This window comes from Streptomyces sp. GL_140 (genome assembly GCF_057834465.1).
Window position 1 is genome coordinate 3,056,441 of record NZ_CM174404.1, and the last position, 24,440, is coordinate 3,080,880.

The window sequence follows — 24,440 nt, forward strand, 5'->3', positions numbered from 1 at the left end:
GCGTTCCTGGTGGGCCGGGCCTGCTACAGCAGGCCCGCCGCGTCCAGGAGGTAGGACACCATCGGGTCGTAGAAGCGCGGGTCGCGGACGTGGTCGTCCAGCGGGATCGCCACCTGGAGGGTGCCTTCCGCCTCGGCCAGGAACAGCGCCGGGTCGTTGCAGTCCGCGTAGCCCACCGCGTCCAGGCCGCGCTGCGCGGCGCAGCCCGCCCAGCCGTGGTCGGCGACGACCAGGTCCGGCTGCGGGCGGTTCATCGCGCTCAGGCCGTCGAGGATCGCCGCCATCGGCTCCGGGGAGTGGGTGTGCCACAGCGTCGCGCCCCGCTCCAGGACCGCGACGTCCGCGAACTGCCACACCGAGCCCTCGTCGGCCATCAGGCCGTGCGGGATCACCACGATCTCGCAGCCCGCCGCGCGCAGCGCGTCGGCCGTCGCCCGGTGAACGTCCAGCAGGCCCCCGGGGTGCCCGGTGGCCAGCAGGACGCTCTGCCGGTCCAGCGCCGCCTTGCGCAGCCGCGCGGCCAGCCGGTCCAGGCCCGCCACGGTCAGTTCGGGGTCGATGGTCTCCTGGCCGAAGCGGTACGAGGCGTCGTCCACGACCCCGCAGCGCTCCGCCATCACCGCGAGCACGTCCTGCTCGTCCGTCCAGCGGTCGCCCAGCTCCAGGCCCAGCCAGTAGTGCCGGTCTCCATTGGCGAGCTTGCGGTAGTGGGAGAGGCAATTGTCGCGCGGGGTCGCCACGTCACCCGCGATCCGCGTCCGGACCAGGTGGTCGATGAGTTCGGCTCGGCTGGGGACAGGCGTCTCTATCGGCTTCGGCATGCGGCCCATTCTGCCGCCGCCCGCCCGGAGCCGTCCCTTCCGTCCCGGCCAGCGGACGCGTCCCGTCATCCCGACAGCGCCCCGAAGGCCCCGTTCGCGAGCCTCCTCAGCAGCGACTCCGTCGCCTCCCGGCCGAGCGCGGCCAGGTGCGGGGTGGAGTTCAGCAGGCCGAAGACCGCGTGGACGCAGACCCGTACCTCCGTCTCGCCCACCTCGGGGTGCAGTTCCCGTACGACGTCGACCCACAGCTCGACGTACTGGCGCTGGAGCTGCCGTACGAGCTTGCGGTCGGCCTCGCGGAGCCGGTCGAGCTCCCGGTCGTGGAGGGTGATCAGCGCGCGGTCGTCGAGCGCGAAGTCGATGTGTCCGTCGATGAGGGAGGCCAGTACGCCGGACGGGTCGCCGGCGGCCTCCTCCACCCGTCGGCGGCCGCCGGTCAGCAGCCGCTCGCTGATGCCGACCAGCAGCTCGGCGAGCATGGCGTCCTTGCCCGCGAAATGCCGGTACAGGCCGGGGCCGCTGATCCCCACCGCGGCCCCTATCTCGTCCACGCCGACGCCGTGGAATCCACGCTCGGCGAAGAGGCGGGCAGCCTCGCCGAGGATCTGCTCACGCCGGGTCGGGGCGGCCGCTCTGGTGCTCATGGGAATCCATTCTAGACAGGGCCGTTAGCGGTCGTTAACCTAAGTCCCACATGCGTTAACGCTCATTAACAAGAGCGCACCGAGCAAGGGAGCTCGACCGATGCAGCAGGCACCAGTGCTGACGAGCGCCGCCGACCCGGCGTCCGATGCCTGGCGGGCCAACGAGGCCGCCCACCGCGAGCTCACCGAGGGCCTGCGGGCCCGGCTGGAGGCGGCCCGGCTCGGCGGCGGGGAGAAGGCCCGCGCCCGCCACACGGCCCGCGGGAAGCTGCTGCCGCGCGACCGCGTGGACGCCCTCCTCGACCCCGGATCCCCCTTCCTGGAGCTGGCCCCGCTGGCCGCCGAGGGCATGTACGGGGGCGCGGCCCCCGCGGCCGGGGTCATCGCCGGCATCGGGCGGGTCAGCGGCCGCGAGTGCGTGATCGTCGCCAACGACGCCACGGTCAAGGGCGGCACGTACTACCCGATGACCGTCAAGAAGCACCTGCGCGCCCAGGAAGTGGCCCTGGAGAACCGTCTCCCCTGCCTCTACCTCGTCGACTCCGGCGGCGCCTTCCTGCCCATGCAGGACGAGGTCTTCCCCGACCGCGACCACTTCGGCCGCATCTTCTACAACCAGGCCCGCATGTCGGGGGCCGGCATCCCGCAGATCGCCGCCGTCCTCGGCTCCTGCACGGCCGGCGGGGCGTACGTCCCGGCCATGAGCGACGAGGCCGTCATCGTGCGCGGCCAGGGCACGATCTTCCTGGGCGGCCCGCCGCTGGTGAAGGCCGCCACCGGCGAGGTGGTCACGGCCGAGGAGCTGGGTGGCGGCGAGGTCCACTCCCGGATCTCCGGCGTGACCGACCACCTCGCGGAGGACGACGCGCACGCGCTGCGGATCGTACGGAACATCGTGGCCACCCTGCCCGAGCGCGGGGCCCTGCCCTGGTCCGTGGAGGCTCCCGAGGAGCCCAAGGTGGACCCGTACGGCCTGTACGGCGCGGTCCCCGTCGACTCCCGCACCCCCTACGACGCCCGCGAGATCATCGCCCGGCTGGTGGACGGGTCCCGGTTCCAGGAGTTCAAGGCCGAGTTCGGGCAGACCCTGGTCACCGGCTTCGCCCGGATCCACGGTCACCCGGTCGGGATCGTCGCCAACAACGGCATCCTCTTCTCCGAATCCGCCCAGAAGGGCGCGCACTTCATCGAGCTGTGCGACCAGCGCGGCATCCCGCTGCTCTTCCTCCAGAACATCTCGGGCTTCATGGTCGGCCGCGACTACGAGGCGGGCGGCATCGCCAAGCACGGCGCCAAGATGGTCACGGCCGTGGCCTGCACCCGGGTCCCGAAGCTGACGGTGGTGGTCGGCGGCAGCTACGGCGCGGGCAACTACTCGATGTGCGGGCGGGCGTACTCGCCGCGCTTCCTGTGGATGTGGCCCAACGCCAAGATCTCGGTGATGGGCGGCGAACAGGCCGCGTCCGTGCTCGCCACGGTCAAGCGGGACCAGATCGAGGGCGCGGGCCAGGAATGGCCGGCGGAGGACGAGGAGGCCTTCAAGGCCCCCGTCCGGGCCCAGTACGAGGCCCAGGGCAACGCCTACTACGCCACCGCGCGGCTGTGGGACGACGGGGTCATCGACCCGATGGAGACCCGGCAGGTGCTGGGGCTGGCCCTGACCGCATGCGCGAACGCCCCCCTGGGCGACTCCGGCTTCGGCATCTTCCGTATGTGACGTGAGGACCTCACTGATGTTCAGCACTGTTCTGGTCGCCAACCGGGGCGAGATCGCGGTACGGGTCATCCGCACGCTGCGCGAGCTCGGGGTCCGGTCCGTGGCCGTCTTCAGCGACGCGGACGCCGACGCCCGGCACGTACGGGAGGCCGACACGGCCGTCCGGATCGGCCCGGCGGCGGCCGCCGAGAGCTACCTGTCGGTCGAGCGGCTGCTCGATGCCGCGCGCCGGACGGGGGCCCAGGCCGTCCACCCCGGCTACGGCTTCCTCGCGGAGAACGCGGCCTTCGCACAGGCCTGCGCCGACGCCGGACTCGCCTTCATCGGACCGCCGGCCTCGGCGATCTCCCTGATGGGGGACAAGATCCGGGCGAAGGAGACCGTGAAGGCGGCGGGCGTCCCGGTGGTTCCGGGATCCTCCGGGAGCGGGCTCTCGGACGCCGAACTGGTCTCCGCCGCCGAGAAGATCGGCATGCCGGTACTGCTCAAGCCCTCGGCGGGCGGCGGCGGCAAGGGCATGCGGCTCGTACGGGACGCGGCGGCGCTGGGCGAGGAGATCGCCTCCGCCCGGCGCGAGGCGCGGTCCTCCTTCGGGGACGACACCCTGCTCGTGGAGCGGTGGGTGGACCGGCCCCGGCACATCGAGATCCAGGTCCTGGCGGACGCGCACGGCAACGTGGTGCACCTGGGCGAGCGCGAGTGCTCGCTCCAGCGGCGCCACCAGAAGGTGATCGAAGAGGCGCCGAGCGTCCTGCTGACGCCGGAGCTGCGGGAGTCGATGGGCGCGGCGGCCGTGGAGGCGGCACGCTCGTGCGGGTACGTCGGCGCGGGGACCGTGGAGTTCATCGTCCCGGGCGGGGACCCGTCCTCGTACTACTTCATGGAGATGAACACCCGGCTCCAGGTGGAGCACCCGGTGACCGAGCTGATCACTGGGCTGGACCTGGTGGAGCAGCAGCTGCGGGTCGCCTCCGGCGCGGAGCTGGGCTTCGGCCAGTCGGATGTCCGGCTGACGGGTCACGCGATCGAGGCCCGCGTGTGCGCCGAGGACCCGGCCCGGGGGTTCCTGCCCTCCGGGGGCGTGGTGCTGGCGCTGTCCGAGCCCTCGGGCGGCGCGGTGCGGACGGACTCCGGGCTGGTGGCGGGGGTGGACACCGGGTCGACGTACGACCCGATGCTGTCGAAGGTCATCGCGTACGGGCCGGACCGGGCGGCGGCCCTGCGGGTGCTGCGCGGTGCCCTTGCGGACACGGTGATCCTGGGGGTGCAGACCAACGCCGGTTTCCTGCGAAGGCTGTTGGCGCACCCGGACGTCGTCTCCGGCGACCTGGACACCGGGCTGGTGGAGCGGGACCTGCAGTCCCTCCTGCCGGAGTCGGTCCCGCCGGAGGTGTACGCGGCGGCGGCCATGCTGTCCGTCCCCCACCCCGCCCCTTCCCGAAACCGGGGCTCTGCCCCGGACCCCGCGCCTCAAACGCCGGCGAGGCCGGATCGGCCGGGGTGGGTCGACCCGTTCGACTCCGCCAACGGCTGGCGCCTCGGCGGCACACCCGCCTGGACCGTCCACCACTTCCGCCTCCCGGGCCAGGACCCGATCACCGTCCGCACCCGGCCCGCCGGGCCGGGCCGCCCCGGGCCGGGTCACGGCGCCTCCGGCCCGCTCACGGAGCTGCTCCTGGATGTGGCCCCACCCGCACTTGACGGCGGCGGCGGCCAGAATCAAGCCCCGCCAGGGGGTACCCCCGGACGGAGTCTGGGGGAGATTGAGGCTCGGGGTCCGGGGCAGAGCCCCGGCACACCGGCCCGGGGCCGGATCGTCAGCCGCACCGCCGACCACCTCACCATCGAACTCGACGGAGTCACGCACCGCTTCGCCCACGCCACCTCCCCGGAGGGGACCTGGCTCGGCCGCGACGCCGACTCCTGGCACGTGCAGGCGTACGACCCCGTGGAGGCCAACCTGCGCGGCGGGACGAGGACCGGCGCGGACACCCTCTCGGCCCCCATGCCCGGCACCGTCACCGTCGTCAAGGTCGCCGTCGGCGACAAGGTCGCGGCCGGTCAGAGCCTGCTGGTGGTCGAGGCGATGAAGATGGAGCACGTCATCTCCGCCCCGCACTCCGGCACCGTCACCGAGCTGGATGTCTCCCCCGGCACCACCGTCGCCATGGACCAGGTCCTGGCCGTGGTGACCCCGGACGAAGAGGAGGAGGCCAAGTGAACGGGCTCCCGATGACCTTCCCGGCCCAAGAGCTCCCGCCCCGGATCCGGATCCACGAGGTCGGGGCCCGTGACGGGCTGCAGAACGAGAAGACGGCCGTCCCGACCGCCGTCAAGGCCGAGTTCATCCGCCGGCTGGCCGCCGCCGGGCTGACCACCGTCGAGGCCACCAGCTTCGTGCACCCCAAGTGGGTTCCCCAGCTGGCCGACGCCGAGCAGCTGTTCCCGGAACTCGGCGACCTGCCCGGGGTGCACCTCCCGGTCCTCGTCCCCAACGAGCGCGGCCTCGACCGCGCGCTCGCGCTCGGCGCCACCCGCATCGCCGTGTTCGGTTCGGCCACGGAGACCTTCGCCTCCCGCAACCTCAACCGCACCGTCGCCGAGTCCCTCGCCATGTTCGAGCCCGTCGTGGCCCGTGCCAAGGAGGGCAAGGCGCACGTGCGCGGCTACCTCTCCATGTGCTTCGGCGATCCCTGGGAGGGTCCGGTCCCGGTCCACCAGGTGGTGGGCGTGGCCAAGGCCCTGCTCGACCTCGGCTGTGACGAGCTGAGCCTCGGCGACACCATCGGGGTCGCCACCCCGGGGCACGTCCAGACGCTCCTGAGCGAACTCAACGAGGAGGGCGTCGGGACCGACCGGATCGGTGTGCACTTCCACGACACCTACGGCCAGGCCCTGTCCAACACCCTCGCCGCACTCCAGCACGGCGTGACCACGGTCGACGCTTCCGCCGGCGGCCTCGGCGGCTGCCCGTACGCGAAGAGCGCGACCGGCAATCTCGCGACCGAGGACCTCGTCTGGATGCTCGACGGCCTCGGCATCGAGACCGGGGTCGATCTGGCCGCCCTCACCGCCACGAGCGTGTGGATGGCCGAACAACTGGGCCGCCCCAGCCCTTCCCGTACCGTCCGCGCCCTCTCCCACAAGGAGTAACGAGAATCATGGCCCTCGACCACCGGCTCACCCCCGAGCACGAGGAACTCCGCCGCACCGTAGAGGCGTTCGCGCACGATGTCGTGGCGCCGAAGATCGGCGACCTGTACGAGCGGCACGAGTTCCCGTACGAGATCGTCCGCGAGATGGGCCGCATGGGCCTCTTCGGCCTGCCCTTCCCCGAGGAGTACGGCGGCATGGGCGGCGACTACCTCGCCCTCGGCATCGCCCTGGAGGAGCTGGCCCGCGTCGACTCCTCGGTCGCCATCACGCTGGAGGCGGGCGTCTCGCTGGGCGCCATGCCCCTCTACCTCTTCGGCACCGAGGAGCAGAAGCGGGAGTGGCTGCCGAAGATGTGCTCCGGCGAGGTGCTCGGCGCGTTCGGGCTGACCGAGCCGGACGGCGGCTCGGACGCCGGCGGCACCCGTACGACCGCCGTCCGTGACGGCGACGAGTGGGTGATCAACGGCTCGAAGTGCTTCATCACCAACTCCGGTACGGACATCACCGGCCTGGTCACCGTCACCGCCGTGACGGGCCGCAAGGCGGACGGCCGCCCCGAGATCTCCTCGATCATCGTCCCGTCCGGCACCCCCGGCTTCACGGTGGCCGCCCCGTACTCCAAGGTCGGCTGGAACTCCTCGGACACCCGTGAGCTGGCCTTCCAGGACGTACGGGTCCCGCTCGCCAACCTGGTCGGCCAGGAGGGCCGCGGCTACGCCCAGTTCCTGCGCATCCTCGACGAGGGCCGCATCGCCATCTCGGCGCTGGCGACCGGGCTCGCGCAGGGCTGCGTGGACGAGTCGGTGAAGTACGCGAAGGAGCGGCACGCCTTCGGCAAGGCGATCGGCGACAACCAGGCCATCCAGTTCAAGCTGGCGGACATGGAGATGCGCGCCCACATGGCCCGGATCGGCTGGCGCGACGCGGCCTCCCGGCTCGTGGCCGGGGAACCGTTCAAGAAGGAGGCGGCCATCGCGAAGCTGTACTCCTCGACGGTGGCCGTGGACAACGCGCGCGACGCCACGCAGATCCACGGCGGGTACGGGTTCATGAACGAGTACCCGGTGGCCCGGATGTGGCGGGACTCGAAGATCCTCGAGATCGGCGAGGGCACGAGCGAGGTCCAGCGCATGCTGATCGCCCGTGAGCTGGGGCTTTCCGCCTGATCAAGAGCATCTCGCACGTGGAGGGGGTCCTGCTGCCGGGGCCCCCTCTTCGCTTTCAGGTAAGGTTAGGCTTACTTTCCTTCGACGGCCCTGCGGTCGCCCGGCAGCACGCACGAAAGCGGACATCGACATGCCCAAGTCCCGATCCTCCCTCCTCACCCGCCGCGGTCTCATCGCGGCAGGCGGCGCTCTCGGCCTCGTCGCCGCGCTCACCGCCTGCGGCGGCAACGACTCCGCGAAGGACGGGGCGGGCAGCAAGGACAAGGGCTCCGCGGCCTCGGGTCCCTGGAGCTTCAAGGACGACCTCGGCAAGGAGGTCACCGCCAAGTCCACGCCGAAGAACATCGTCGCGTTCACCGGCACCGCCGCCGCGCTGTACGACTACGGGGTCGACGTCAAGGGCGTCTTCGGCCCGACGAAGACCGCCGACGGCAAGGCCGACGGCAAGGCCGACGTCCAGGCCGGCTCGATGGACATATCCAAGGTCCAGATCCTCGGCAACGTCTACGACGAGTTCAACGTCGAGAAGTACGCGGCCCTCCAGCCCGACCTCCTGGTCACCAACACCTGGGAGAAGGAAAGCCTCTGGTACGTGCCGGAGGCCTCCAAGGACAAGATCCTCAAGGTCGCCCCGGCCGCCGCGATCAAGGTGGGCGGCGACGTCACCATGGACCAGGCCCTGACCCGCACCGCGGAGCTGGCCAAGTCCCTGGGCGCCGACCTGAACGCCAAGAAGACCGTCGACGCGAAGGCCCGCTTCGAAGCCGCCTCCGCGAAGCTGCGCGAGGCCACCAGGGCCAACCCGGGCATCAAGGTGCTCGTCGGCTCCGGCTCCGCCGACCTCTTCTACGTCTCCTCCCCGGCCACCTCCGCCGACCTGAAGTACTTCCAGTCGCTCGGCGTCGAGTTCGTCGTCCCGGAGAAGACGGACGAGGGCGGCTTCTTCGAGAGCCTCAGCTGGGAGAACGCCGGCAAGTACAAGGCCGACGTAGTCCTCCTCGACAACCGCACCGGCACCCTCCAGCCCGAGCAGCTGAAGGCCAAGCCGACCTGGGCCGAGATGCCCGCCGTCAAGGCCGGTCAGATCACCCCCCGCGTGACCGAGCCGATCTACTCGTACGAGAAGTGCGCGCAGATCCTGGAAGAGCTCACGAAGTCCATCCAGAACGCCAAGAAGATCAGCTGAACCAGCTGACCGCCACCCTCCAGAACCCCGTCGCCCGCTTCGCGCGACGGTGACCAAGGGGCGGGCTCATCCGGTCGTCGGCGGGAAGCGGCGCACCACCTCGATGCTGAGGTTGCCGTGGATGGTGAAGTAGGTGGACGCGGCCAGTTCCGTGCCGTTCGCCGGCTCCGGGGCCACCACCTGGGACCGGCGCGCGGTGCGGTCGAGTCCCGGCGCGTGCTTGCGGCCCAGGCGCGCCCGGCGGGTCACGCCGTCGGCCCGTACCTCCAGGAACGCGTCCCAGGTGCCGGGCCCGATCGGCCCGCCCGCGTCCACCGCGGCGAGGTCCATCTCGGCGCGGAAGCCGGCCGTGTCCAGGCCCTTCCCCAGGTCCGGTGAGGCGACGGGCTCGGCCACGACCGTGTGCTCGCGGCCGGTCTCCCGCTCCCGCAGCACCAGTTCGTGCACCAGCCGCTCCGTGCCGAGCGAATCCAGGTAGCCGTGGCCCGTCAGTCCGATCCGGGCGTTCTTCCAGGTCATCGACGCGAGGTGGTGGTGCGTGCGCAGCTTCGCCGTGACGTCGAAGAGTACGTCCGGCAGGCCCGCGGCCGGGTCGCGGAACAGCGGGTAGCGGCGGTACACCCGGCCGTTCTCGACCAGGTCCTGCGGCGGGTTCTTCGCCGGGTCGTGTTCCATCAGCTGCTCGAAGGCCCCGGGCGGGCAGCTGACGAAGGCGTACAGGCGGATCCAGTCGATCCGTGACAGCTCCTCGCCCATGTCCGGGGTCCAGTACGCCTGGACCAGGGCCCGGCCCCGGGCGTAGACCTCCGCGGTGAACCCCGGGGACTCGTGGCGGGCGGTCACCGCCGGACGCAGCGCCGTACGGATCAGGCTGCGGAAGTGGCGGCCCATCATCCGCCGGCGCCCCACCGGGTCCTGCACCCGCTCCGCCACGAGCGCCATGACGCGCTCGATGTGCTGCACGGTCTCGTCCGCCGACCGGGTGCGGGAGGTGAGGTTCTGGCCGTCCTCGCGCAGGCGCAGGTAGTAGCAGTCGTAGTCGCCGACCACGGAGATCTTGCGGGCGGCCAGGTAGACGGCGGTGACGAACACCTGGTCCTCGCCGTACCAGAGGTCGTCGGGGTAGCGGATCCGCCCGCCCTCGATGATCTCCCTGCGGACGAGTTTGGCGCTGTGCAGCGACCGGTAGACCTCCGAGGTGTGGAGATCGGCTTCCCGCGCGTGCCGGTAGGCCTTCTCCGAAACGACCCGGCCGAGGCCCTTCTGCCGGGCGAGCACGACATCGCTGGTGTTCGTCTCGGCCATCCGCAGCAGCCGCTCCAGGGCCTCGGGCCCCAGGTAGTCATCGGCGTCCAGGATGAACACGTACCGTCCCCGGGCCAGGTCGAGGGCCCTGTTGCGCGGGCCGCCCGGTCCTCCGGAGTTCGTGGGGAGGTGCTCCACCCGGACCTGCGGGTGGAGCGCGGCGAACCGGTCCAGCTCCGCACCGCTGCCGTCCGTGGACCCGTCGTCGATCGCGATGACCTCCAGCCGGGCGAGGCCCAGCGTCTGGCCCACGACCGATTCCAGGCACTCGGTCAGGTAGGGCATCGCGTTGTAGGCGGCGATGATCACGGAGATGTCGGGCGGGCGTTCGTTGAACATGCAAAAGATTATGAACGCCGCCCGCCCGGGACGCCCGGGGAGGGTACCGCCTCCCACCTGCGCTATCCCCAGGGCACGTCCGGAGCGCGGTGGTAGTTGACGTCCTGGGAGTCCAGGCGGGGTGCCTGGGCGGCCAGGCGACGGCTGTACGCGGTCCAGTCGTGGGAGGCGGCCGGGGACCAGCCGAGTTCCGCCAGGCCCAGCACCCTGGGGAACGCCATGAACTCCAGGTCCGGGCGGGTCGCGATGGTCTCCGTCCACAGCGGGGCCTCCACCCCTAGGACCTCGGACTCCGGGACTCCGGCCAGGTAGCTCCCCGGGTCCCAGTCGTAGGCGCGGCGGACCGGGACGAAACCTGCCCAGGCCAGCCCCGGCTTCGTCGCCGCGTCGTACTTCATGTCCAGGTAGAGCCGGTCCGCCGGAGACAGGATCAGCGGGTGGCCCGCCTTCGCCGCCGCGGCGACCGCCTCCTTCTCCGGCTCCGCCGTGCGGTCGTGGCCCCAGTACTGGAGCACCGTGCCCGGTGCCGGGCGCGCCGTCGCCAGCTGGTGCCAGGCGATCACCGTCTTGCCGTACTTGGCCACGACCTCCTGCGCCCGGTCCATGAACGCCGCGTAGTCCGCCGCCGGCGTGGAGTGGGCCTCGTCGCCGCCGATGTGGATGTAACGGCCGGGCGTGAGCTCCGCCAGCTCCCCGATCACCTGGTCGATGAACTCGTAGGTCCGCTCCTTGCCCACGCACAGGGAGCTGAAGCCGACCTTGATCCCGGTGTAGCGCTCGCGCGCCTTGCCGTCGCAGTTCAGCTCCGCGTACGAGGCCTGCGCCGCGTTCACGTGGCCCGGCATGTCGATCTCCGGGACCACGTCCACGAACCGCTCGCCCGCGTACGCCACCAGGTCCCGGTACTGCTCCTTCGTCCAGTACCCGCCGGGCCCGCCGCCGACCTCGCCGGCGCCCCCGACCTCCGCCAGCTTCGGCCAGGAGTCGATCGCCAGGCGCCAGCCCTGGTCGTCGGTCAGGTGCAGGTGCAGGGTGTTGACCTTGTACTGCGCGAGCTGGTCCACGTACCGCTTGACCTGCTCGACCGTGAAGAAGTGGCGGGCCACGTCCACCATCGCCCCGCGGTAGGCGAAGCGCGGCGCGTCCGTGACCGTCCCGCCGGGCACCGTGCCCGGGCCGGACACCGGGAGCAGCTGGCGCAGCGTCTGGCCGGCGTGGAAGAGCCCGGCGGGCGTGCGGGCGGTGAGGGTGACCCCGCCGGGGCCGGACTCCAGCCGGTACCCCTCGGCGCCGACCCCCTCGGCCCCCTCGTCGAGCCGCAGCCGGATCCCGTCGCCCTCGGCGCCGTCGACCACGGGCACCGGCAGTCCGCCGGCCGCCCGCAGCTGCTCGGCGAGGAGCTCCCCGACCTTGCGGACCTCCTCGTCGCCCGCGGTGCCGGTACGGATGACCGTGCCCGGGCCGAAGGCGTACCCCGGGCCCCGGGCGTGCGCGGAGACGGGCGCCGGCAGGATCCGCTCGTAGGGGGCGAGAGCGGCGGGGCCCCCGCCTCCGGGCCGGGCGTCGTCGGCCCCGTGGGCGGCGGCGGTGCACGAGGCGGCCGCGGGGACTGCGGCGAGGACGAGGAGGGCGGCGAGCGCGCGTCGCGGAACTCTCATGTGCTCAGGTATAGACCAGATGGGGCCGCGAGGCCGGTGCGAGAATCTCAGGATGGCGGAAATCATCCAGAAGGACGGTACATGGACCTTCGACGGGGATTCGGTGCGCATCGTGCCGGGCCGCGACAAGGGGGTCGGCCTGCTGCGCCAGACGCTGGGCGAGGTGGCCGTCCCGCTGCGCGCGCTCGCCGGGATCTCCTACGAACCGGGACGCAAGGCGGGCCGGTTGCGGCTGCGCCTGCGTGACGGCGCCGATCCGCTGCTCCAGGTGACGGGCGGGCGGCTGCCGGAGGACTCCGATCCGTACCGGCTGACCGTGGAGCCGGACCGGGCCGGGGTCGCGGAGTACTTCGTCGACGAGGTGCGCAACGCGCTGCTGCTGGACCAGGTGGACCCCGGGCCCGCGGACTCCTACCTGCTGCCGGGGCCGCCGGTGCCGATCACGGTCGGCGCGGGCGACGGGACGGTGGCCTTCGACGGGGACCGGGTGGCCCTGGACTGGAACTGGACGACGGAGGAGGCCAAGCGCTCGGGCGGGGCCCCCTCGGGGGCGGTACGGGCCCTCGCGCCGAAGCAGGAGCCGACTCCGGCCCAGGAGCCCGCCCAGGCCCCCGCCCCGGCGGATCACGACGCCCTGCTGCGGCGGCTGCGCGAGCTGGGAGAGCTGCATCAGGCCGGGATCCTCACGCCCGAGGAGTTCAGCGCGGCGAAAGCGGCGATTTTGGGACGTTTCTGAGCGACTTAGACCGGAATTAGCCGCTCCTCTGGTCCAGACCAGAGCGATCCTGCCCGATTTCGGGCAGGATCTTTGCGTTCTGCGGCTCGGACCGTCAATATCGACGGATGCCCGACCGCCGCCCGTCGTACGACGACCTCGTCGAACACCTGGTGCGCAGCACCTCGCTCCAGCGGGGCGAAGCCGCCCGTGTGGTGCTCGACGTGCTCGCGTACTTCGACGAGACGACCGAGGAGTTCGTCCGCCGCCGCCACCGTGAGCTCCAGTCCGGGGGCGCGGTCAACGCGGACATCTTCGAGCGGATCGCGGCCGAACTGCCGCACCGGGCCGTGGCTCCGCCGGAGCTGTCGCTCCGGCAGCTGCGACGCATCGTCTACGGCTGACCGCCGCCCCTGACGGGGGCAGGCGCAGGGCAGCGGCAAGAGCAATCGAACTTCGGAGGGGAAAGACCTTATGTGCGGAATCGTGGGTTACATCGGCAAGCGTGACGTGGCACCGCTGCTGCTGGAAGGCCTGCAGCGACTGGAGTACCGCGGATACGACTCCGCGGGCATCGTCGTCAACAGCCCGAAGTCCGCGGCCCTGAAGGTCGTCAAGGCCAAGGGCCGCGTCCGTGAGCTGGAGTCCCGGGTACCCAAGCGCTTCGCCGGCACCACCGGCATCGCACACACCCGCTGGGCCACCCACGGCGCCCCGAGCGACATCAACTCGCACCCGCACCTGGACGGCGAGAACAAGGTCGCGGTCGTCCACAACGGCATCGTCGACAACGCCTCCGAGCTGCGCGCCAAGCTCGAGGTCGACGGCGTGGTCTTCCTCTCGGAGACCGACACCGAGGTGCTCGTGCACCTGATCGCCCGCGCCCAGGCCGAGACCCTGGAGGAGAAGGTCCGCGAGGCGCTCAAGGTCGTCGAGGGCACCTACGGCATCGCCGTCATGCACGCCGACTTCCCCGACCGCATCGTCGTCGCCCGCAACGGCTCCCCCGTCGTCCTCGGCATCGGCGAGAAGGAGATGTTCGTCGCCTCGGACATCGCCGCGCTCGTCGCCCACACCCGCCAGATCGTCACCCTCGACGACGGCGAGATGGCGACCCTGAAGGCCGACGACTTCCGGACCTACACCACCTCCGGCACGACGACCACCGCCACGCCCGAGACCGTGGAGTGGGAGGCCGCCTCGTACGACATGGGCGGCCACGACACGTACATGCACAAGGAGATCTCCGAGCAGGCCGACGCGGTCGACCGCGTCCTGCGCGGCCGGATCGACGACCGCTTCAACACCGTCCACCTGGGCGGCCTGAACCTGGACCCGCGCGAGGCGCGCGGCATCCGCCGGGTCAAGATCCTGGGCTGCGGCACCTCGTACCACGCCGGCATGATCGGCGCGGGCCTCATCGAGAGCCTGGCCCGCATCCCCGCCGACGCCGAGCCGGCCTCGGAGTTCCGCTACCGCAACCCGGTCGTGGACCCCGACACCCTCTACATCGCGGTCTCCCAGTCCGGTGAGACGTACGACGTGCTCGCGGCCGTGCAGGAGCTCAAGCGCAAGGGCGCCCGCGTCCTCGGCGTGGTCAACGTGGTCGGCTCCGCCATCGCCCGCGCCGCCGACGGCGGCGTGTACGTGCACGCCGGCCCCGAGGTCTGCGTCGTCTCCACCAAGTGCTTCACCAACACGGTCGTGGCCTTCGCCCTGCTCGCCGTGCACCTGGGCCGCATCCGCGACCTGTCCGTCACCGACGGCAAGCGGATCATCGACGGCCTGCGCAAGCTGCCCGCGCAGATCCAGGAGATCCTGGACGGCGAAGAGGACATCAAGAAGCTCGCGGCCGAGTACGCCGAGGCCAAGTCGATGATGTTCATCGGCCGCGTCCGGGGCTACCCGGTGGCCCTGGAGGCCTCCCTGAAGCTCAAGGAGATCTCCTACATCCACGCGGAGGCCTACCCGGCCTCCGAGCTTAAGCACGGCCCGCTGGCCCTCATCGAGCCGTCGCTGCCGACGGTCGCGATCGTCCCGGACGACGACCTGCTGGAGAAGAACCGCGCGGCGCTGGAGGAGATCAAGGCCCGCAGCGGCCGGATCCTCGCGGTCGCCCACCGCGAGCAGGAGAAGGCCGACCACACCATCCTCGTGCCCAAGAACGAGGACGAGCTGGACCCGATCCTGATGGGCATCCCGCTCCAGCTGCTGGCGTACCACACCGCCCTGGCCATGGGCCGGGACATCGACAAGCCGCGCAACCTGGCGAAGTCCGTCACCGTCGAGTAGCAGCGCGGCGGCCGTGGCCGCCGCGCACGAGGAAGGCCCCCGGGGATCCGTCGTCCCCGGGGGCCTTCCTCTCGTGCGCGTGCTACCGCTCGGTCCGTCAGCTCGCGGCGACCGCTCCGCTCGAACCCTTGCCGAGCGCCATCGGCCAGCTCGCCAGGGCCGCGGTGGCCCCGTACCAGGCCAGCAGCCCGGAGAGCGCGGCCACCCAGCCCGCCGCCTTGACCAGCCCGCCGGTCTCGGCGAACGTGCCTATCGCCAGGAGCAGCAGGGAGAGGGTGAACAGGCCGTACACGCCCTGACCGAACAGGCCGCCCGAAGCCGCGGCGGTGAGGGTCAGCGCGAGCATGGCGAACAGGACGAGGAACAGTCCGGCCGCATGTGCGGAAACCTTTCCGTCAGCGCCGTTGGCCCAGGTGAACCAGAAGGCGCCGATACCCGCGAACGCCGTCCCGTTGAAGCCGTTGCCGCCGCGGTATTCGAGAATCCCGAGGGCGAACAGGGCGAGACCGCCGAGGAAAGTCGCGAGCGACACGGAGTTGGCTACGGTCACACCGCTGATGACACCGGTCTGGCCGATACCGAACGCGAGAAGGGTGAGGCCCAGGGCGATGTGCCCGAGGGTCGAAGTCGAGGCTGTGCTTCCCGCAGAGACACCATTGTCCACGGCGGGCTCCCTTCGATCTGCAGTTGTTTGCTGCGTCCCAGCAGCATTTATCTACCCCTTACAAGGGGGTTCACAACCACACAATCGACATACAGTCGGTTACGGGATGACAACAACCGGCCGCTGCGCCCGCTTGGCCAGCCGGCCCGCCACCGATCCGAAGATCCGGCCGACGATCCCGTGCGTGGAGCCGACCACGATGGCGTCCGCCGAGTACTCCCGACCGACCTCCTCCAACTCGTGGCAGATGTCCCCGCCCCGCTCGACGAGGATCCACGGGACCTCTGCCAGATAGTCCGCGCAGGCCAGCTCCAGACCCAGCACCTCAGTGCGGTGGTCCGGCACGTCCACGAAGACGGGCGGCTCGCAGCCGGCCCACACAGTGGTGGGGAGCCGGTTGGCGACATGGACGATGATCAGACCCGATCCGGAGCGTCGGGCCATGCCGATCGCGTACGCGAGGGCGCGCTCACTGGACGTGGATCCGTCGAATCCCACGACGACCCCGTGCCGGAAGGCCGGGTCGCAGGGATGACGTGGTTGTTCCACCGCGCGCAGGTCGGCCGATTCGGGGTCGGCGAGGCGTTTGCGCTTGCGGTCCGCGGGTTCGGAGAATTCGTGACCGGCCATGGGTGTCTCGGCGAAGGGGTCCTCGGGCGAAGGGACAAGGCGGCTGAGCGGCAGTAGGCGGAAGCGACGATGCGAGCGGTGAAGATTCGGAGAATTGCAACTCAGTGTGACTGAGCTCTGTCCGGGAAGCATCTTCCCAAGCCCATACCCACCAGGGTACGGCGACACTCCTGCGCTGCACAGGGCTTGCCGCCCCTGGAGAGCGTCCAAGGGAGCATGCCGCAGCGACGCCCCCTTGGCAATGGCCGCTGCCCCCTACAGCCAGTGACGAGCAACCCCCCTCCCCGGCACGCGCCACCCGTGCGCGCAGTGACCGAGCCGCGCCGCCCGCCGTTGGACACGAGTCCGACCGTCCAGGAAGAGCACGCAGGGAGCACGCCGTGCCCGGTCATCCGGTTCACCCCGTCCAGCCCGCTCAGTCGCCCGCTCAGCCGACGCAGTCCGTCCACATGCCGCCTCCACCGCTTCACCCGTCCGTGCAACTCGCGAGACGCCCCCACGAGGACCCCGCGGGTGACGTGGTGCGCTGGGCGGCCTTCAGCTGCCTGCTAGTCCCTGTCGTCCTCGTCGTCTACGGGACCTCCTTCGGCGGGGCCGCGGTGGCCACCCTCGGCCTGGCCGCCGTCACGGCCGCCTGCCGGGTGCTGCTGCGCCACTCGGAGAAGGCCGGAAGGAATGCGGCTGCCGTCCTCGTGGAGGACCGTGCGATCGCGGCCCAGCGCGGCCGGCACTCGCGGGCCGGGGCCGGAACCCACCGCGGTTGTCATGGTTCCGGCGGGATGTCCCCTCACGACTGACCGGTTCGCACATCCACACCCGCACGTTTTCAGCCAACTTCCCGGCAGGTCACCCTCCTTGCCGGAATGTCCCCCCACCCCCCTCACCATCAGCGAAGACGACGCCGGAGGCGGGCCTTGGCCCTATGGGTACTGGCCATGGCCGGACAGTGCGCTTCCCACCCGGGTAGCGGAGTGGAACGCTTCCTGATCGAATGCTTTTCGCCAAGTTGCCAAGTCGACATAGCGCTGCGTGCTGAACTTGTCACGCCGACACCACGGGACGCAGTAGATTCGATCATGTATTTACGGCGGGGGATCCACGTGCAAGGCCGAGGGGAAACGTGCAGGTGCGACCAGACCAAGGAGTCGCGACACCCAAGGGGGGCTTAGCGCCATGAGCCAGGATTCCACCGCCGTCGTCGTTGACGGCAGGAAGCTCGCGGGGCGTCGCCGCAGGGAGATCGTCGCGGTGCTGCTGTTCAGCGGCGGGCCGATCTTCGAGAGCTCCATTCCACTTTCCGTGTTCGGCATTGACCGGCAGGACGCGGGAGTTCCACGCTATCGACTGCTCGTGTGCGCCGGGGAGGACGGTCCGCTGCGGACCACCGGCGGACTCGAACTGACCGCGCCATACGGGTTGGAGGCGATCGCCCGGGCAGGCACGGTCGTCGTTCCCGCCTGGCGTTCCATCACTTCACCGCCGCCGCCGGAGGCGCTCGACGCATTGCGTCTGGCGCACGAGGAGGGGGCCCGGATCGTCGGACTGTGCACGGGAGCCTTCGTGCTCGCCGCGGCCGGCCTGCTGGACGGACGGCCCGCGACGACGCACTGGATGTACGCGCCGACGCTGGCCAAGCGCTACCCGTCCGTCCATGTCGATCCGCGCGAGCTGTTCGTCGACGACGGCGACGTGCTGACGTCCGCGGGCACCGCGGCCGGAATCGATCTGTGCCTGCACATAGTGCGCACGGACCACGGCAGCGAGGCGGCCGGGGCCCTGGCCCGCAGGCTCGTCGTCCCGCCGCGTCGCACGGGTGGCCAGGAGCGCTACCTCGACCGGTCGCTGCCGGAAGAGATCGGCGCCGACCCGCTGGCCGAGGTCGTCGCCTGGGCGCTGGAACACCTCCACGAGCAGTTCGACGTGGAGACGCTGGCGGCGCGCGCCTACATGAGCAGGCGCACGTTCGACCGGCGGTTCCGCTCGCTGACCGGCAGCGCGCCGCTCCAGTGGCTGATCACCCAGCGGGTGCTCCAGGCACAGCGGCTACTGGAGACCTCCGACTACTCGGTCGACGAGGTCGCCGGACGCTGCGGGTTCCGCTCGCCCGTCGCCCTGCGCGGGCACTTCCGCCGCCAGCTGGGGTCATCCCCGGCCGCCTACCGTTCCGCCTACCGGGCCAGGCGCCCGCAGGCGGACGCGGCCCAGGTGGCCCAGCTGTCGGAGTCGCCGGTTCCGCACCAGCGCGCTCCGCAGCCGCAGCGGACCGCGGCGGCTCTGGCCGCGGCGGGTCCCACGGTGACGGAGCTGTACGCCCCGGGCCGGGTCCTGCGCGAGCACGCGTAGCGCGCGGCCCCGTAAGGGCGCTGCTTTGAGAAGGTCCTCCGCATCGGCGTCACCGATGTGGGGGACCTTCCGCATAAGGTGGGGCGCATGAACGATCGCATGGTGTGGATCGACTGCGAGATGACCGGGCTCTCGTTGACGGACGACGCACTTATCGAGGTGGCCGCACTGGTCACCGACTCGGAGCTCAACGTGCTCGGCGAAGGCGTGGACATCGTGATCCGCCCGCCGGACGCGGCCCTGGAGACCATGCCCGACGTGGTGCGCGAGATGCACACCGCCTCCGGCCTGCTCGACGAGCTGGCCGGCGGGACCACCCTCGCGGACGCCGAAGCGCAGGTCCTGGCCTACGTACGGGAACACGTGAAGGAGCCCCGCAAGGCCCCACTCTGCGGAAACACGGTCGGCACCGACCGCGGCTTCCTGCTGCGCGACATGGCCGCGCTGGAGGGATACCTGCACTACCGGATCGTGGACGTGTCCTCGATCAAGGAGCTGGCGCGCCGCTGGTACCCGCGCGCCTACTTCAACAGCCCGCCGAAGAACGGCAACCACCGGGCGCTCGCGGACATCAAGGAGTCCATCGCCGAGCTGCGTTACTACCGGGAGGCCGTCTTCGTGCCGCAGCCCGGACCGGACTCGGACACGGCGCGCACCATCGCTGCCAAGCACGTCGTCCCCGGCGAGTAACTCCGCTTTCAGCACCTCCCGGAGGCCGGCGGGGGAAAAGGAGGGCGCGAGCACCCTCCCGGACCCTGTACGCTTTTCTTCGGCCGGTCGGTTTTCCGACCGGACATGGTGGGTGTAGCTCAGTTGGTAGAGCACCTGGTTGTGGTCCAGGTGGCCGCGGGTTCAAGTCCCGTCACTCACCCTGCGAGAGGGCCTCGTTCCGCGAAAGCGGAACGGGGCCTTCTGCGTTTCCCGGGGCCCGTCCTCACCGGACTCGGGACGCCTCGCCCCGGAACGCCTCGGCGTGGTCCGCAGACCAGGTGGCGAAGGTGCGGGGCGCATGGCCGGTGAGATGCTCGACGGCGTCGGTCAGGCCGACCGGCAGGCCGTCGGTGGTGGCCCAGAAGTCGAGCAGGGCCTCGGCGTAGGGACCCGGCACGTATCCGTCCACCTCGGCCTTCCACTGCTCGCGGGAGACCGCCTCGAAGGGTATGGAGCGGCCGACCGCGTCCCCCAGTACGGCCAGCTGGGCGGCGAAGGTCAGCGACTGCGGGCCGGTCAGGTGGTAAGCCCGGCCGCCGAGCGAGGGGTCGGTGAGCACCGCGAGGGCGGACTCCGCGATATCGGCCTCGTGGACGGGGTCGCAGTGGGAGCCCGGGTAGGGCAGGTGCACCGGGCGGCCGGACTTCAGCGACCAGGCCCAGGCGAGGGCATTGTTCGCGAAGGAGCCGGGGCGCAGCAGGGTCCTGCGCAGCGGGGAGTCGAGGAGGGCCTGCTCCACGGCGAGGTGGGCCGCGGCGAGCGGGTTCCGCGCGGCATCGGGGGCCAGGACCGAGGAGGAGGACAGGAGGACGACGTGTTCGACGCCGGCCCGCACGGCCTCCGCCACGAAGGCGTCGACGGCGGAGGCCTCGGCGTAGAGGAAGACGGAGCGGACTCCGGCGAGGGCGGCGGGGAAGGTCGCCGGATCGCTCAGATCGCAGTGGACGGTGCCGGGTTTGTCCGGCTCGCGGGAAGCGAGGCGGTGCGGGATCCCGCGGGCGGCGAGGAGGGAGGAGAGGCCGCGGGCGATGGCGCCGCGGCCGCCGGTGACGAGGATGTCGGACATGGGAACGCTCCTTGAGTAGGCTGGACACCTGACGCAGATTCTGCGTTGCACACTCTCTGCGTCACACAGTTAAATTTGGAGCACGGAGAAGCCGATGTCAACCAATGACCCCCTTTCGAGTGAGGCCTGGAGCCGCGCCGAGCTGCTCGCGCGGATCGTCACCGAGAGCCGACGGCACTACGCCGACTACTCGCTCTTCAGCCAGGCCATGGCCGACCACGTCGGCCTGCACCCCACCGACATGCAGTGCGTCGCCCTCCTCGACATGGAGCCCGGCCCCGTCAGCACCGGCGACATCGCCCGTCTCACCGGCCTGACCTCCGGCTCCGCCACCCGCCTGGTCGACCGCATGGTCAAGGCCGGCGTCGTCGAACGCCTCGCCGATCCCAACGACCGCCGCCGCTCGCTCGTCGCCCTCTCCCCCGCCGCCCGCGACCGGATCAGCGCCGCGTGGGACACCCCCGGCCGGGCCTTCGGCGCCGTGCTGGAGGGCTACTCCGACGCCGAGCTCGCCGTCATCGGCGACTACCTGCACCGCGCCGCCGAAGTCGGCCGCGCCCAGGCCGAGCGGCTGGCCTCCGGCACGGACGACACGGGCTGAGACGGACGACGCGGGCCGGGACGGCCGCCGGCCGGCACGGACACCGACACGCATCTACCCAAGCCGCCGCCGCCCCGCTACGGTCCCCTCCAACGGGCAACGGCGCGCGCCGGAGAAACGGGAGGGTCGGCGTGCGGCTGGAGGTTGTCCGTGTCCGTGTCCGCATCCACCGCCGCCCCCGGCGGCTTCCGCGGGGTGTTCGCCCTCGGCGGTACCGCCCTGCCCATCTACGGGTTCCTCGCGCGGCTCCCCGCCGCGCTGTGCCCCATCGGGACGCTCCTGCTCATCAACGACCGCGACGGCATCGGCGAGGCCGGAACCGTCGCCGCGGCCCTCTGGCTCGGCCAGGCCCTCGGCGGCCCGGTCATCGGCCGGCTCGCCGACCGGCGCGGCCACCGCTCCGTCCTGCTCCTCGCCTGCGCCGCGAACGCCGCCGTGCTCGCCGCCCTGGTCGCGGCGGTACTCGGCGGGCTGCCGCCGGCCGCCCGGGCGGCGCTCGCCCTGGCGGCCGGTCTGACCGTGCCCCAGATCGGGCCGCTGGCCCGGGCCCGCTGGGCGCGGCTGGCCGGGGACGACCGGGCCCTGGTCGGCGCCGCGCTCTCCTTCGACACCACCCTCGACGAGGTCGGGTTCATGGTGGGGCCCGCGCTGGCCGGGATCCTCGCGGTGACCGTGCACCCCGCGTCGGGGCTCGTCCTCGCAGCCGTGCTGATCGTGGTCTTCGGGACGCTCTTCGCCGTGCATCCCACGGCGCCCGGGCCGACGCGGGGGACCGCGGCCGCGCGTGGCGACGTACGACTGTGGTCGCCCGGTCTGGCCCTGCTGTTCGCCATGGCCGTCCTGCAGGGCTCCGCCTGGAGTGCGGCCAATACCGGGGTCAACGCGCTCGCCGAGTCGGCCGGATCGCCCGGGTCCGCCGGGCTCATCTGGTCGGCCATGGCCGTGACCAGCTCGATCACCGGCTTCATGACGGTGGCCCGGCCCGGTGCGGCCGATCTGACGGTCCGGCTGCGCCGGACGATCTGTCTCCAGGCCCTGCTGACGCTGCCCCTGCTCGCGGTGTCGGGCGTGTGGGGCGCCACCTTCGCGATCGCGGGCATCGGGCTGGCCGTGGCCCCGCACCTGATCGCCCTGTTCGGGCTCGTGGAACGGGCCGCCCCGGCGCAGCGGATGGCCGAGGCCATGACCGTGATCGGCAGCGGGCTGCTCCTCGGGGAGGCACTGGCGGCGGCCGTCGCGGGACCGCTGGCCGAGGCCTACGGCCACCGGGCCGCCTTCGCCCTGTCCTGCGGCGCGGCGGCCGCCTCCGCGGTGGCGGCGACGGCGGCAGCCGGGCGGGTACGGGGCCTGCGGCTCACCCCGGCGAGGACTGCATCGCCGCGATCCCCTTCGCCATGTCCTCCGAGTTCATCACGGGACCGACCTCGATCTCGGCGTTGAACTGCATGTACAGGTCCTCGGTCAGGGCCGGCAGCCGCGAGCTGTCCTGGAGGTCGAAGACCATCCACATGGACCGGACGCCCTCGTGCGGGCCGAAGTAGGCGGCCTCCGGCTTGACCGTGTCCATCAGCTTCTTCACGGCCTGGACGAGGGCACCGCTCTTGATGCCCTCGTTGGCCGCGGCCGTGTCGAGATGGGCCCTGAGCATGACTCTCATGCGTGGCTCCTTTCGTCACGGCCACCCTCGGCGGAGGCCCGGGAGGCGGCAACATCTCCGCCTCCGTCCGGGCACGCCCTCACCCGCCCCGGGGTACCGGCTACTCCGTCCGCTTCGCACCCTGGATGTGGAAGTTGAAGTCCGAGTGCCCCAGGGCCCCCATCAGCCGGAGCCAAATCGGCAGCAGCATCTCCGTACCGCGCGCCGTCTCGATGCCGCCCAGGTCGATGACGTTGTGCTCGCTCCAGCCGAAGGAGTCCAGGAGCTCCCGTACGGCCTTCTTCGCATCGGCGTCCTCACCCGAGAGGAAGACGGTGTGGTCGCCGGGGACCCTGGCCGGATCGACCATGATCTGGCAGTTCATGGTGTTCAGCGTCTTGACGACCCGCAGCCCGGGGAAGCTCCGCTGGATCAGCTCGCCCAGGCTGTCGGTGTCCACCGGGTCGAGGCTGGGCGGGAAGCCGTTCGAGAAGTCGAGCGGGTTCGCGATGTCGATCAGGACCTTGCCGTCCAGGTGCGCGGCGTCGGCCTCCGTCAGCGCGGCGAGGCTGACCCGCCCGCCGGTGGCGTTGACCAGCATCTCGCCCAGCCGGGCCGCCTCCGCGAACCCGACGAGGCCCACCTGCGGCTGGGTGGCCTGCCACTCGGCGAAGTCGCCGCGGGCGAGGGTGGCCTCCGGGTCCCGGGTGCCGATGACCACCTCGTGGCCCAGGGAGGCCAGCCGGGTGGCAATCGTACGGCCGACGATTCCGGTGCCGAGGACTGCGTAGCGCATGACAAGTTCCAATCAAGTACGGGCGATCAGCGAGCCGATGGTCGAACCCGCCCACTCAACCAGGCCGTACGGATTCCCGCGCCCGCATTGTCAACTCCGCACCGGGGTCACTTCGCCGCCGGCTCGTCCAGGATCCCCACGTCGTAGAAGAACTGGTACCGCGCCGGGTCGTCCGGCAGGAACCAGTGGAAGCCCTCCTCCAGGAAGACGGCCACCACGTTCACGGCGATCACCAGCCCCAGGAACCACAGCGCGGCCAGCCCCACCGACCGGTACGCCCCCGGCCCGTCGGCCGGAATCGCCCGGTCCGCCGTGGAGTGGGCGAAGGCCAGGACGATGCCGACCGCGACCACCGAGGCCTGGAAGAGGATCCACGCCCAGACGTACAGGTGCAGGCCGAACACCTCGCTCCCGTACCCCTTGTCGCCCGGCAGGATGTGCAGCATCGTCTGGCGCCAGGAGGCGAACGAGCCGGCGACGACGGCGACGAGGGACAGGCCCCAGCCCATCATGTAGTCGCGGCCGGTCACCGCTCCCCGCGTCAGCGCCGTGCGGACGATGTGCCCGGCTCCGATCGCCGCCAGCAGCATGAACATCCGCTGCACGATGCAGAGCGGGCACGGGTACTCCCACAGCCCGAACTGGTAGAAGAGCCCGCCGCAGACCACACCGGTCCAGCCGATGACGAAGAGGCAGGCGAACCAGTACTGGACGCGCCCCAACAGGCCGCCCTCCAGCGGCGCCTCCGGGAGGAGGCTGTACATCGCGGCCATCTTCAGTAGCTCAGGGTGAGGGCGAGGCTGCTGGTGATGTGGTGCGCCAGCAGCAGGATCACGGCGAGGAGCATGAGCCACCAGGCGCCGAGCACGACCATCCGCGACGTGTCCCGGTACATCGCGATGAGCGTGGCGAGGAGGCCGCCGAAGATGAGGGTGTCCATGGCGCGGACCGTATCGACATGGGGACATACCGGTCGCGCGGCGCGCCCCCGACC

The 24,440-nt window shown here is 71.4% G+C and carries 24 protein-coding genes and 1 tRNA gene; 14 read left to right on the plus strand and 11 right to left on the minus strand.

The window, feature by feature from the left end:
• Positions 1-23 precede the first annotated feature (23 nt).
• Positions 24-830, minus strand: coding sequence for a phosphatase (locus tag AC3IYJ_RS14225; RefSeq protein ID WP_489401664.1), 807 nt, complete (start codon positions 828-830; stop codon positions 24-26).
• A gap of 56 nt (positions 831-886) precedes the next feature.
• Entirely contained in the window at positions 887-1,465 is a 579-nt protein-coding gene (locus AC3IYJ_RS14230; RefSeq protein ID WP_489401665.1) for an SACE_7040 family transcriptional regulator, read from the minus strand.
• A 100-nt stretch (positions 1,466-1,565) separates the two neighbouring features.
• Between AC3IYJ_RS14230 and AC3IYJ_RS14235 the strand changes: the two genes are divergently transcribed.
• From AC3IYJ_RS14235 to AC3IYJ_RS14255, 5 genes are all read left to right on the plus strand, one after another.
• On the plus strand, positions 1,566-3,182 hold the full coding sequence (locus AC3IYJ_RS14235) for a carboxyl transferase domain-containing protein (protein WP_384661640.1): 1,617 nt from the start codon (positions 1,566-1,568) through the stop codon (positions 3,180-3,182).
• A 16-nt stretch (positions 3,183-3,198) separates the two neighbouring features.
• The gene (locus AC3IYJ_RS14240; protein WP_489401666.1) at positions 3,199-5,403 is read left to right on the plus strand and encodes an acetyl/propionyl/methylcrotonyl-CoA carboxylase subunit alpha; all 2,205 of its coding nucleotides are present in this window, start codon (positions 3,199-3,201) and stop codon (positions 5,401-5,403) included.
• Between the two features lie 11 nt (positions 5,404-5,414).
• Positions 5,415-6,335, plus strand: a complete 921-nt coding sequence (locus AC3IYJ_RS14245) for a hydroxymethylglutaryl-CoA lyase (protein WP_489402809.1) — start codon at positions 5,415-5,417, stop codon at positions 6,333-6,335.
• A gap of 8 nt (positions 6,336-6,343) precedes the next feature.
• On the plus strand, positions 6,344-7,504 hold the full coding sequence (locus tag AC3IYJ_RS14250; protein ID WP_489401667.1) for an acyl-CoA dehydrogenase family protein: 1,161 nt from the start codon (positions 6,344-6,346) through the stop codon (positions 7,502-7,504).
• A 130-nt stretch (positions 7,505-7,634) separates the two neighbouring features.
• On the plus strand, positions 7,635-8,690 hold the full coding sequence (locus AC3IYJ_RS14255) for an ABC transporter substrate-binding protein (protein ID WP_489401668.1): 1,056 nt from the start codon (positions 7,635-7,637) through the stop codon (positions 8,688-8,690).
• A gap of 66 nt (positions 8,691-8,756) precedes the next feature.
• On the opposite strand, the gene AC3IYJ_RS14260 is transcribed toward AC3IYJ_RS14255, so the two are convergent.
• Both AC3IYJ_RS14260 and AC3IYJ_RS14265 read right to left on the minus strand, forming a co-directional pair.
• Complete coding sequence (locus AC3IYJ_RS14260; protein WP_489401669.1) at positions 8,757-10,334, minus strand: glycosyltransferase family 2 protein; 1,578 nt, start codon at positions 10,332-10,334, stop codon at positions 8,757-8,759.
• A 62-nt stretch (positions 10,335-10,396) separates the two neighbouring features.
• A complete protein-coding gene (locus AC3IYJ_RS14265) occupies positions 10,397-11,992 on the minus strand; it encodes a beta-N-acetylhexosaminidase (protein WP_489401670.1) in 1,596 nt (531 codons plus the stop codon).
• A 52-nt stretch (positions 11,993-12,044) separates the two neighbouring features.
• On the opposite strand from AC3IYJ_RS14265, the gene AC3IYJ_RS14270 reads away from it, so the two are divergent.
• The 3 genes from AC3IYJ_RS14270 (at position 12,045) to glmS (ending at position 14,999) form a co-directional block, all read left to right on the plus strand.
• A complete protein-coding gene (locus tag AC3IYJ_RS14270; protein WP_489401671.1) occupies positions 12,045-12,728 on the plus strand; it encodes a DUF4429 domain-containing protein in 684 nt (227 codons plus the stop codon).
• A gap of 107 nt (positions 12,729-12,835) precedes the next feature.
• A complete protein-coding gene (locus AC3IYJ_RS14275; protein ID WP_489401672.1) occupies positions 12,836-13,111 on the plus strand; it encodes a hypothetical protein in 276 nt (91 codons plus the stop codon).
• A 70-nt stretch (positions 13,112-13,181) separates the two neighbouring features.
• The gene (glmS, locus tag AC3IYJ_RS14280) at positions 13,182-14,999 is read left to right on the plus strand and encodes a glutamine--fructose-6-phosphate transaminase (isomerizing) (protein ID WP_489401673.1); all 1,818 of its coding nucleotides are present in this window, start codon (positions 13,182-13,184) and stop codon (positions 14,997-14,999) included.
• 97 nt (positions 15,000-15,096) lie between these two features.
• Here the strand turns inward: glmS and AC3IYJ_RS14285 are convergent, their stop codons facing one another.
• Positions 15,097-15,663 (minus strand): GPR1/FUN34/YaaH family transporter, encoded by a 567-nt coding sequence (locus tag AC3IYJ_RS14285; RefSeq protein WP_489401674.1) that lies wholly within the window; start codon positions 15,661-15,663, stop codon positions 15,097-15,099.
• 99 nt (positions 15,664-15,762) lie between these two features.
• Positions 15,763-16,293: a universal stress protein gene (locus AC3IYJ_RS14290; protein WP_328298807.1), complete on the minus strand. Its 531-nt coding sequence runs from the start codon at positions 16,291-16,293 to the stop codon at positions 15,763-15,765.
• A gap of 449 nt (positions 16,294-16,742) precedes the next feature.
• On the opposite strand from AC3IYJ_RS14290, the gene AC3IYJ_RS14295 reads away from it, so the two are divergent.
• The 4 genes from AC3IYJ_RS14295 to AC3IYJ_RS14310 all read left to right on the plus strand — a co-directional run bounded on the left by AC3IYJ_RS14295 (position 16,743) and on the right by AC3IYJ_RS14310 (position 19,507).
• Complete coding sequence (locus tag AC3IYJ_RS14295; protein ID WP_489401675.1) at positions 16,743-17,090, plus strand: hypothetical protein; 348 nt, start codon at positions 16,743-16,745, stop codon at positions 17,088-17,090.
• 376 nt (positions 17,091-17,466) lie between these two features.
• On the plus strand, positions 17,467-18,636 hold the full coding sequence (locus AC3IYJ_RS14300) for a helix-turn-helix domain-containing protein (RefSeq protein WP_489401676.1): 1,170 nt from the start codon (positions 17,467-17,469) through the stop codon (positions 18,634-18,636).
• An 87-nt stretch (positions 18,637-18,723) separates the two neighbouring features.
• Complete coding sequence (gene orn, locus AC3IYJ_RS14305; RefSeq protein WP_214951581.1) at positions 18,724-19,326, plus strand: oligoribonuclease; 603 nt, start codon at positions 18,724-18,726, stop codon at positions 19,324-19,326.
• Between the two features lie 108 nt (positions 19,327-19,434).
• A tRNA-His gene (locus AC3IYJ_RS14310) sits at positions 19,435-19,507 on the plus strand.
• 63 nt (positions 19,508-19,570) lie between these two features.
• Here AC3IYJ_RS14310 and AC3IYJ_RS14315 read toward each other — a convergent pair.
• Positions 19,571-20,413: an NAD(P)H-binding protein gene (locus AC3IYJ_RS14315; protein WP_489401677.1), complete on the minus strand. Its 843-nt coding sequence runs from the start codon at positions 20,411-20,413 to the stop codon at positions 19,571-19,573.
• A 94-nt stretch (positions 20,414-20,507) separates the two neighbouring features.
• Between AC3IYJ_RS14315 and AC3IYJ_RS14320 the strand changes: the two genes are divergently transcribed.
• On the plus strand, positions 20,508-21,014 hold the full coding sequence (locus AC3IYJ_RS14320) for a MarR family winged helix-turn-helix transcriptional regulator (protein ID WP_489401678.1): 507 nt from the start codon (positions 20,508-20,510) through the stop codon (positions 21,012-21,014).
• Positions 21,015-21,164: 150 nt separating this feature from the next.
• Complete coding sequence (locus AC3IYJ_RS14325) at positions 21,165-22,454, plus strand: MFS transporter (protein ID WP_489401679.1); 1,290 nt, start codon at positions 21,165-21,167, stop codon at positions 22,452-22,454.
• Here AC3IYJ_RS14325 and AC3IYJ_RS14330 read toward each other — a convergent pair.
• The 4 genes from AC3IYJ_RS14330 to AC3IYJ_RS14345 all read right to left on the minus strand — a co-directional run bounded on the left by AC3IYJ_RS14330 (position 22,369) and on the right by AC3IYJ_RS14345 (position 24,386).
• Positions 22,369-22,671 carry a hypothetical protein gene (locus AC3IYJ_RS14330; RefSeq protein ID WP_489401680.1) on the minus strand — a complete coding sequence of 101 codons (303 nt, stop codon included), beginning with the start codon at positions 22,669-22,671 and terminating at the stop codon, positions 22,369-22,371. The two genes, AC3IYJ_RS14325 and AC3IYJ_RS14330, sit on opposite strands and share 86 nt — an antisense overlap.
• Before the next feature lie 100 nt (positions 22,672-22,771).
• Positions 22,772-23,446 carry an NADPH-dependent F420 reductase gene (locus AC3IYJ_RS14335; RefSeq protein WP_489401681.1) on the minus strand — a complete coding sequence of 225 codons (675 nt, stop codon included), beginning with the start codon at positions 23,444-23,446 and terminating at the stop codon, positions 22,772-22,774.
• A 107-nt stretch (positions 23,447-23,553) separates the two neighbouring features.
• Complete coding sequence (locus AC3IYJ_RS14340) at positions 23,554-24,210, minus strand: disulfide bond formation protein B (RefSeq protein ID WP_489401682.1); 657 nt, start codon at positions 24,208-24,210, stop codon at positions 23,554-23,556.
• 11 nt (positions 24,211-24,221) lie between these two features.
• A complete protein-coding gene (locus AC3IYJ_RS14345) occupies positions 24,222-24,386 on the minus strand; it encodes a DUF5993 family protein (RefSeq protein ID WP_489401683.1) in 165 nt (54 codons plus the stop codon).
• Positions 24,387-24,440: the final 54 nt, after the last annotated feature.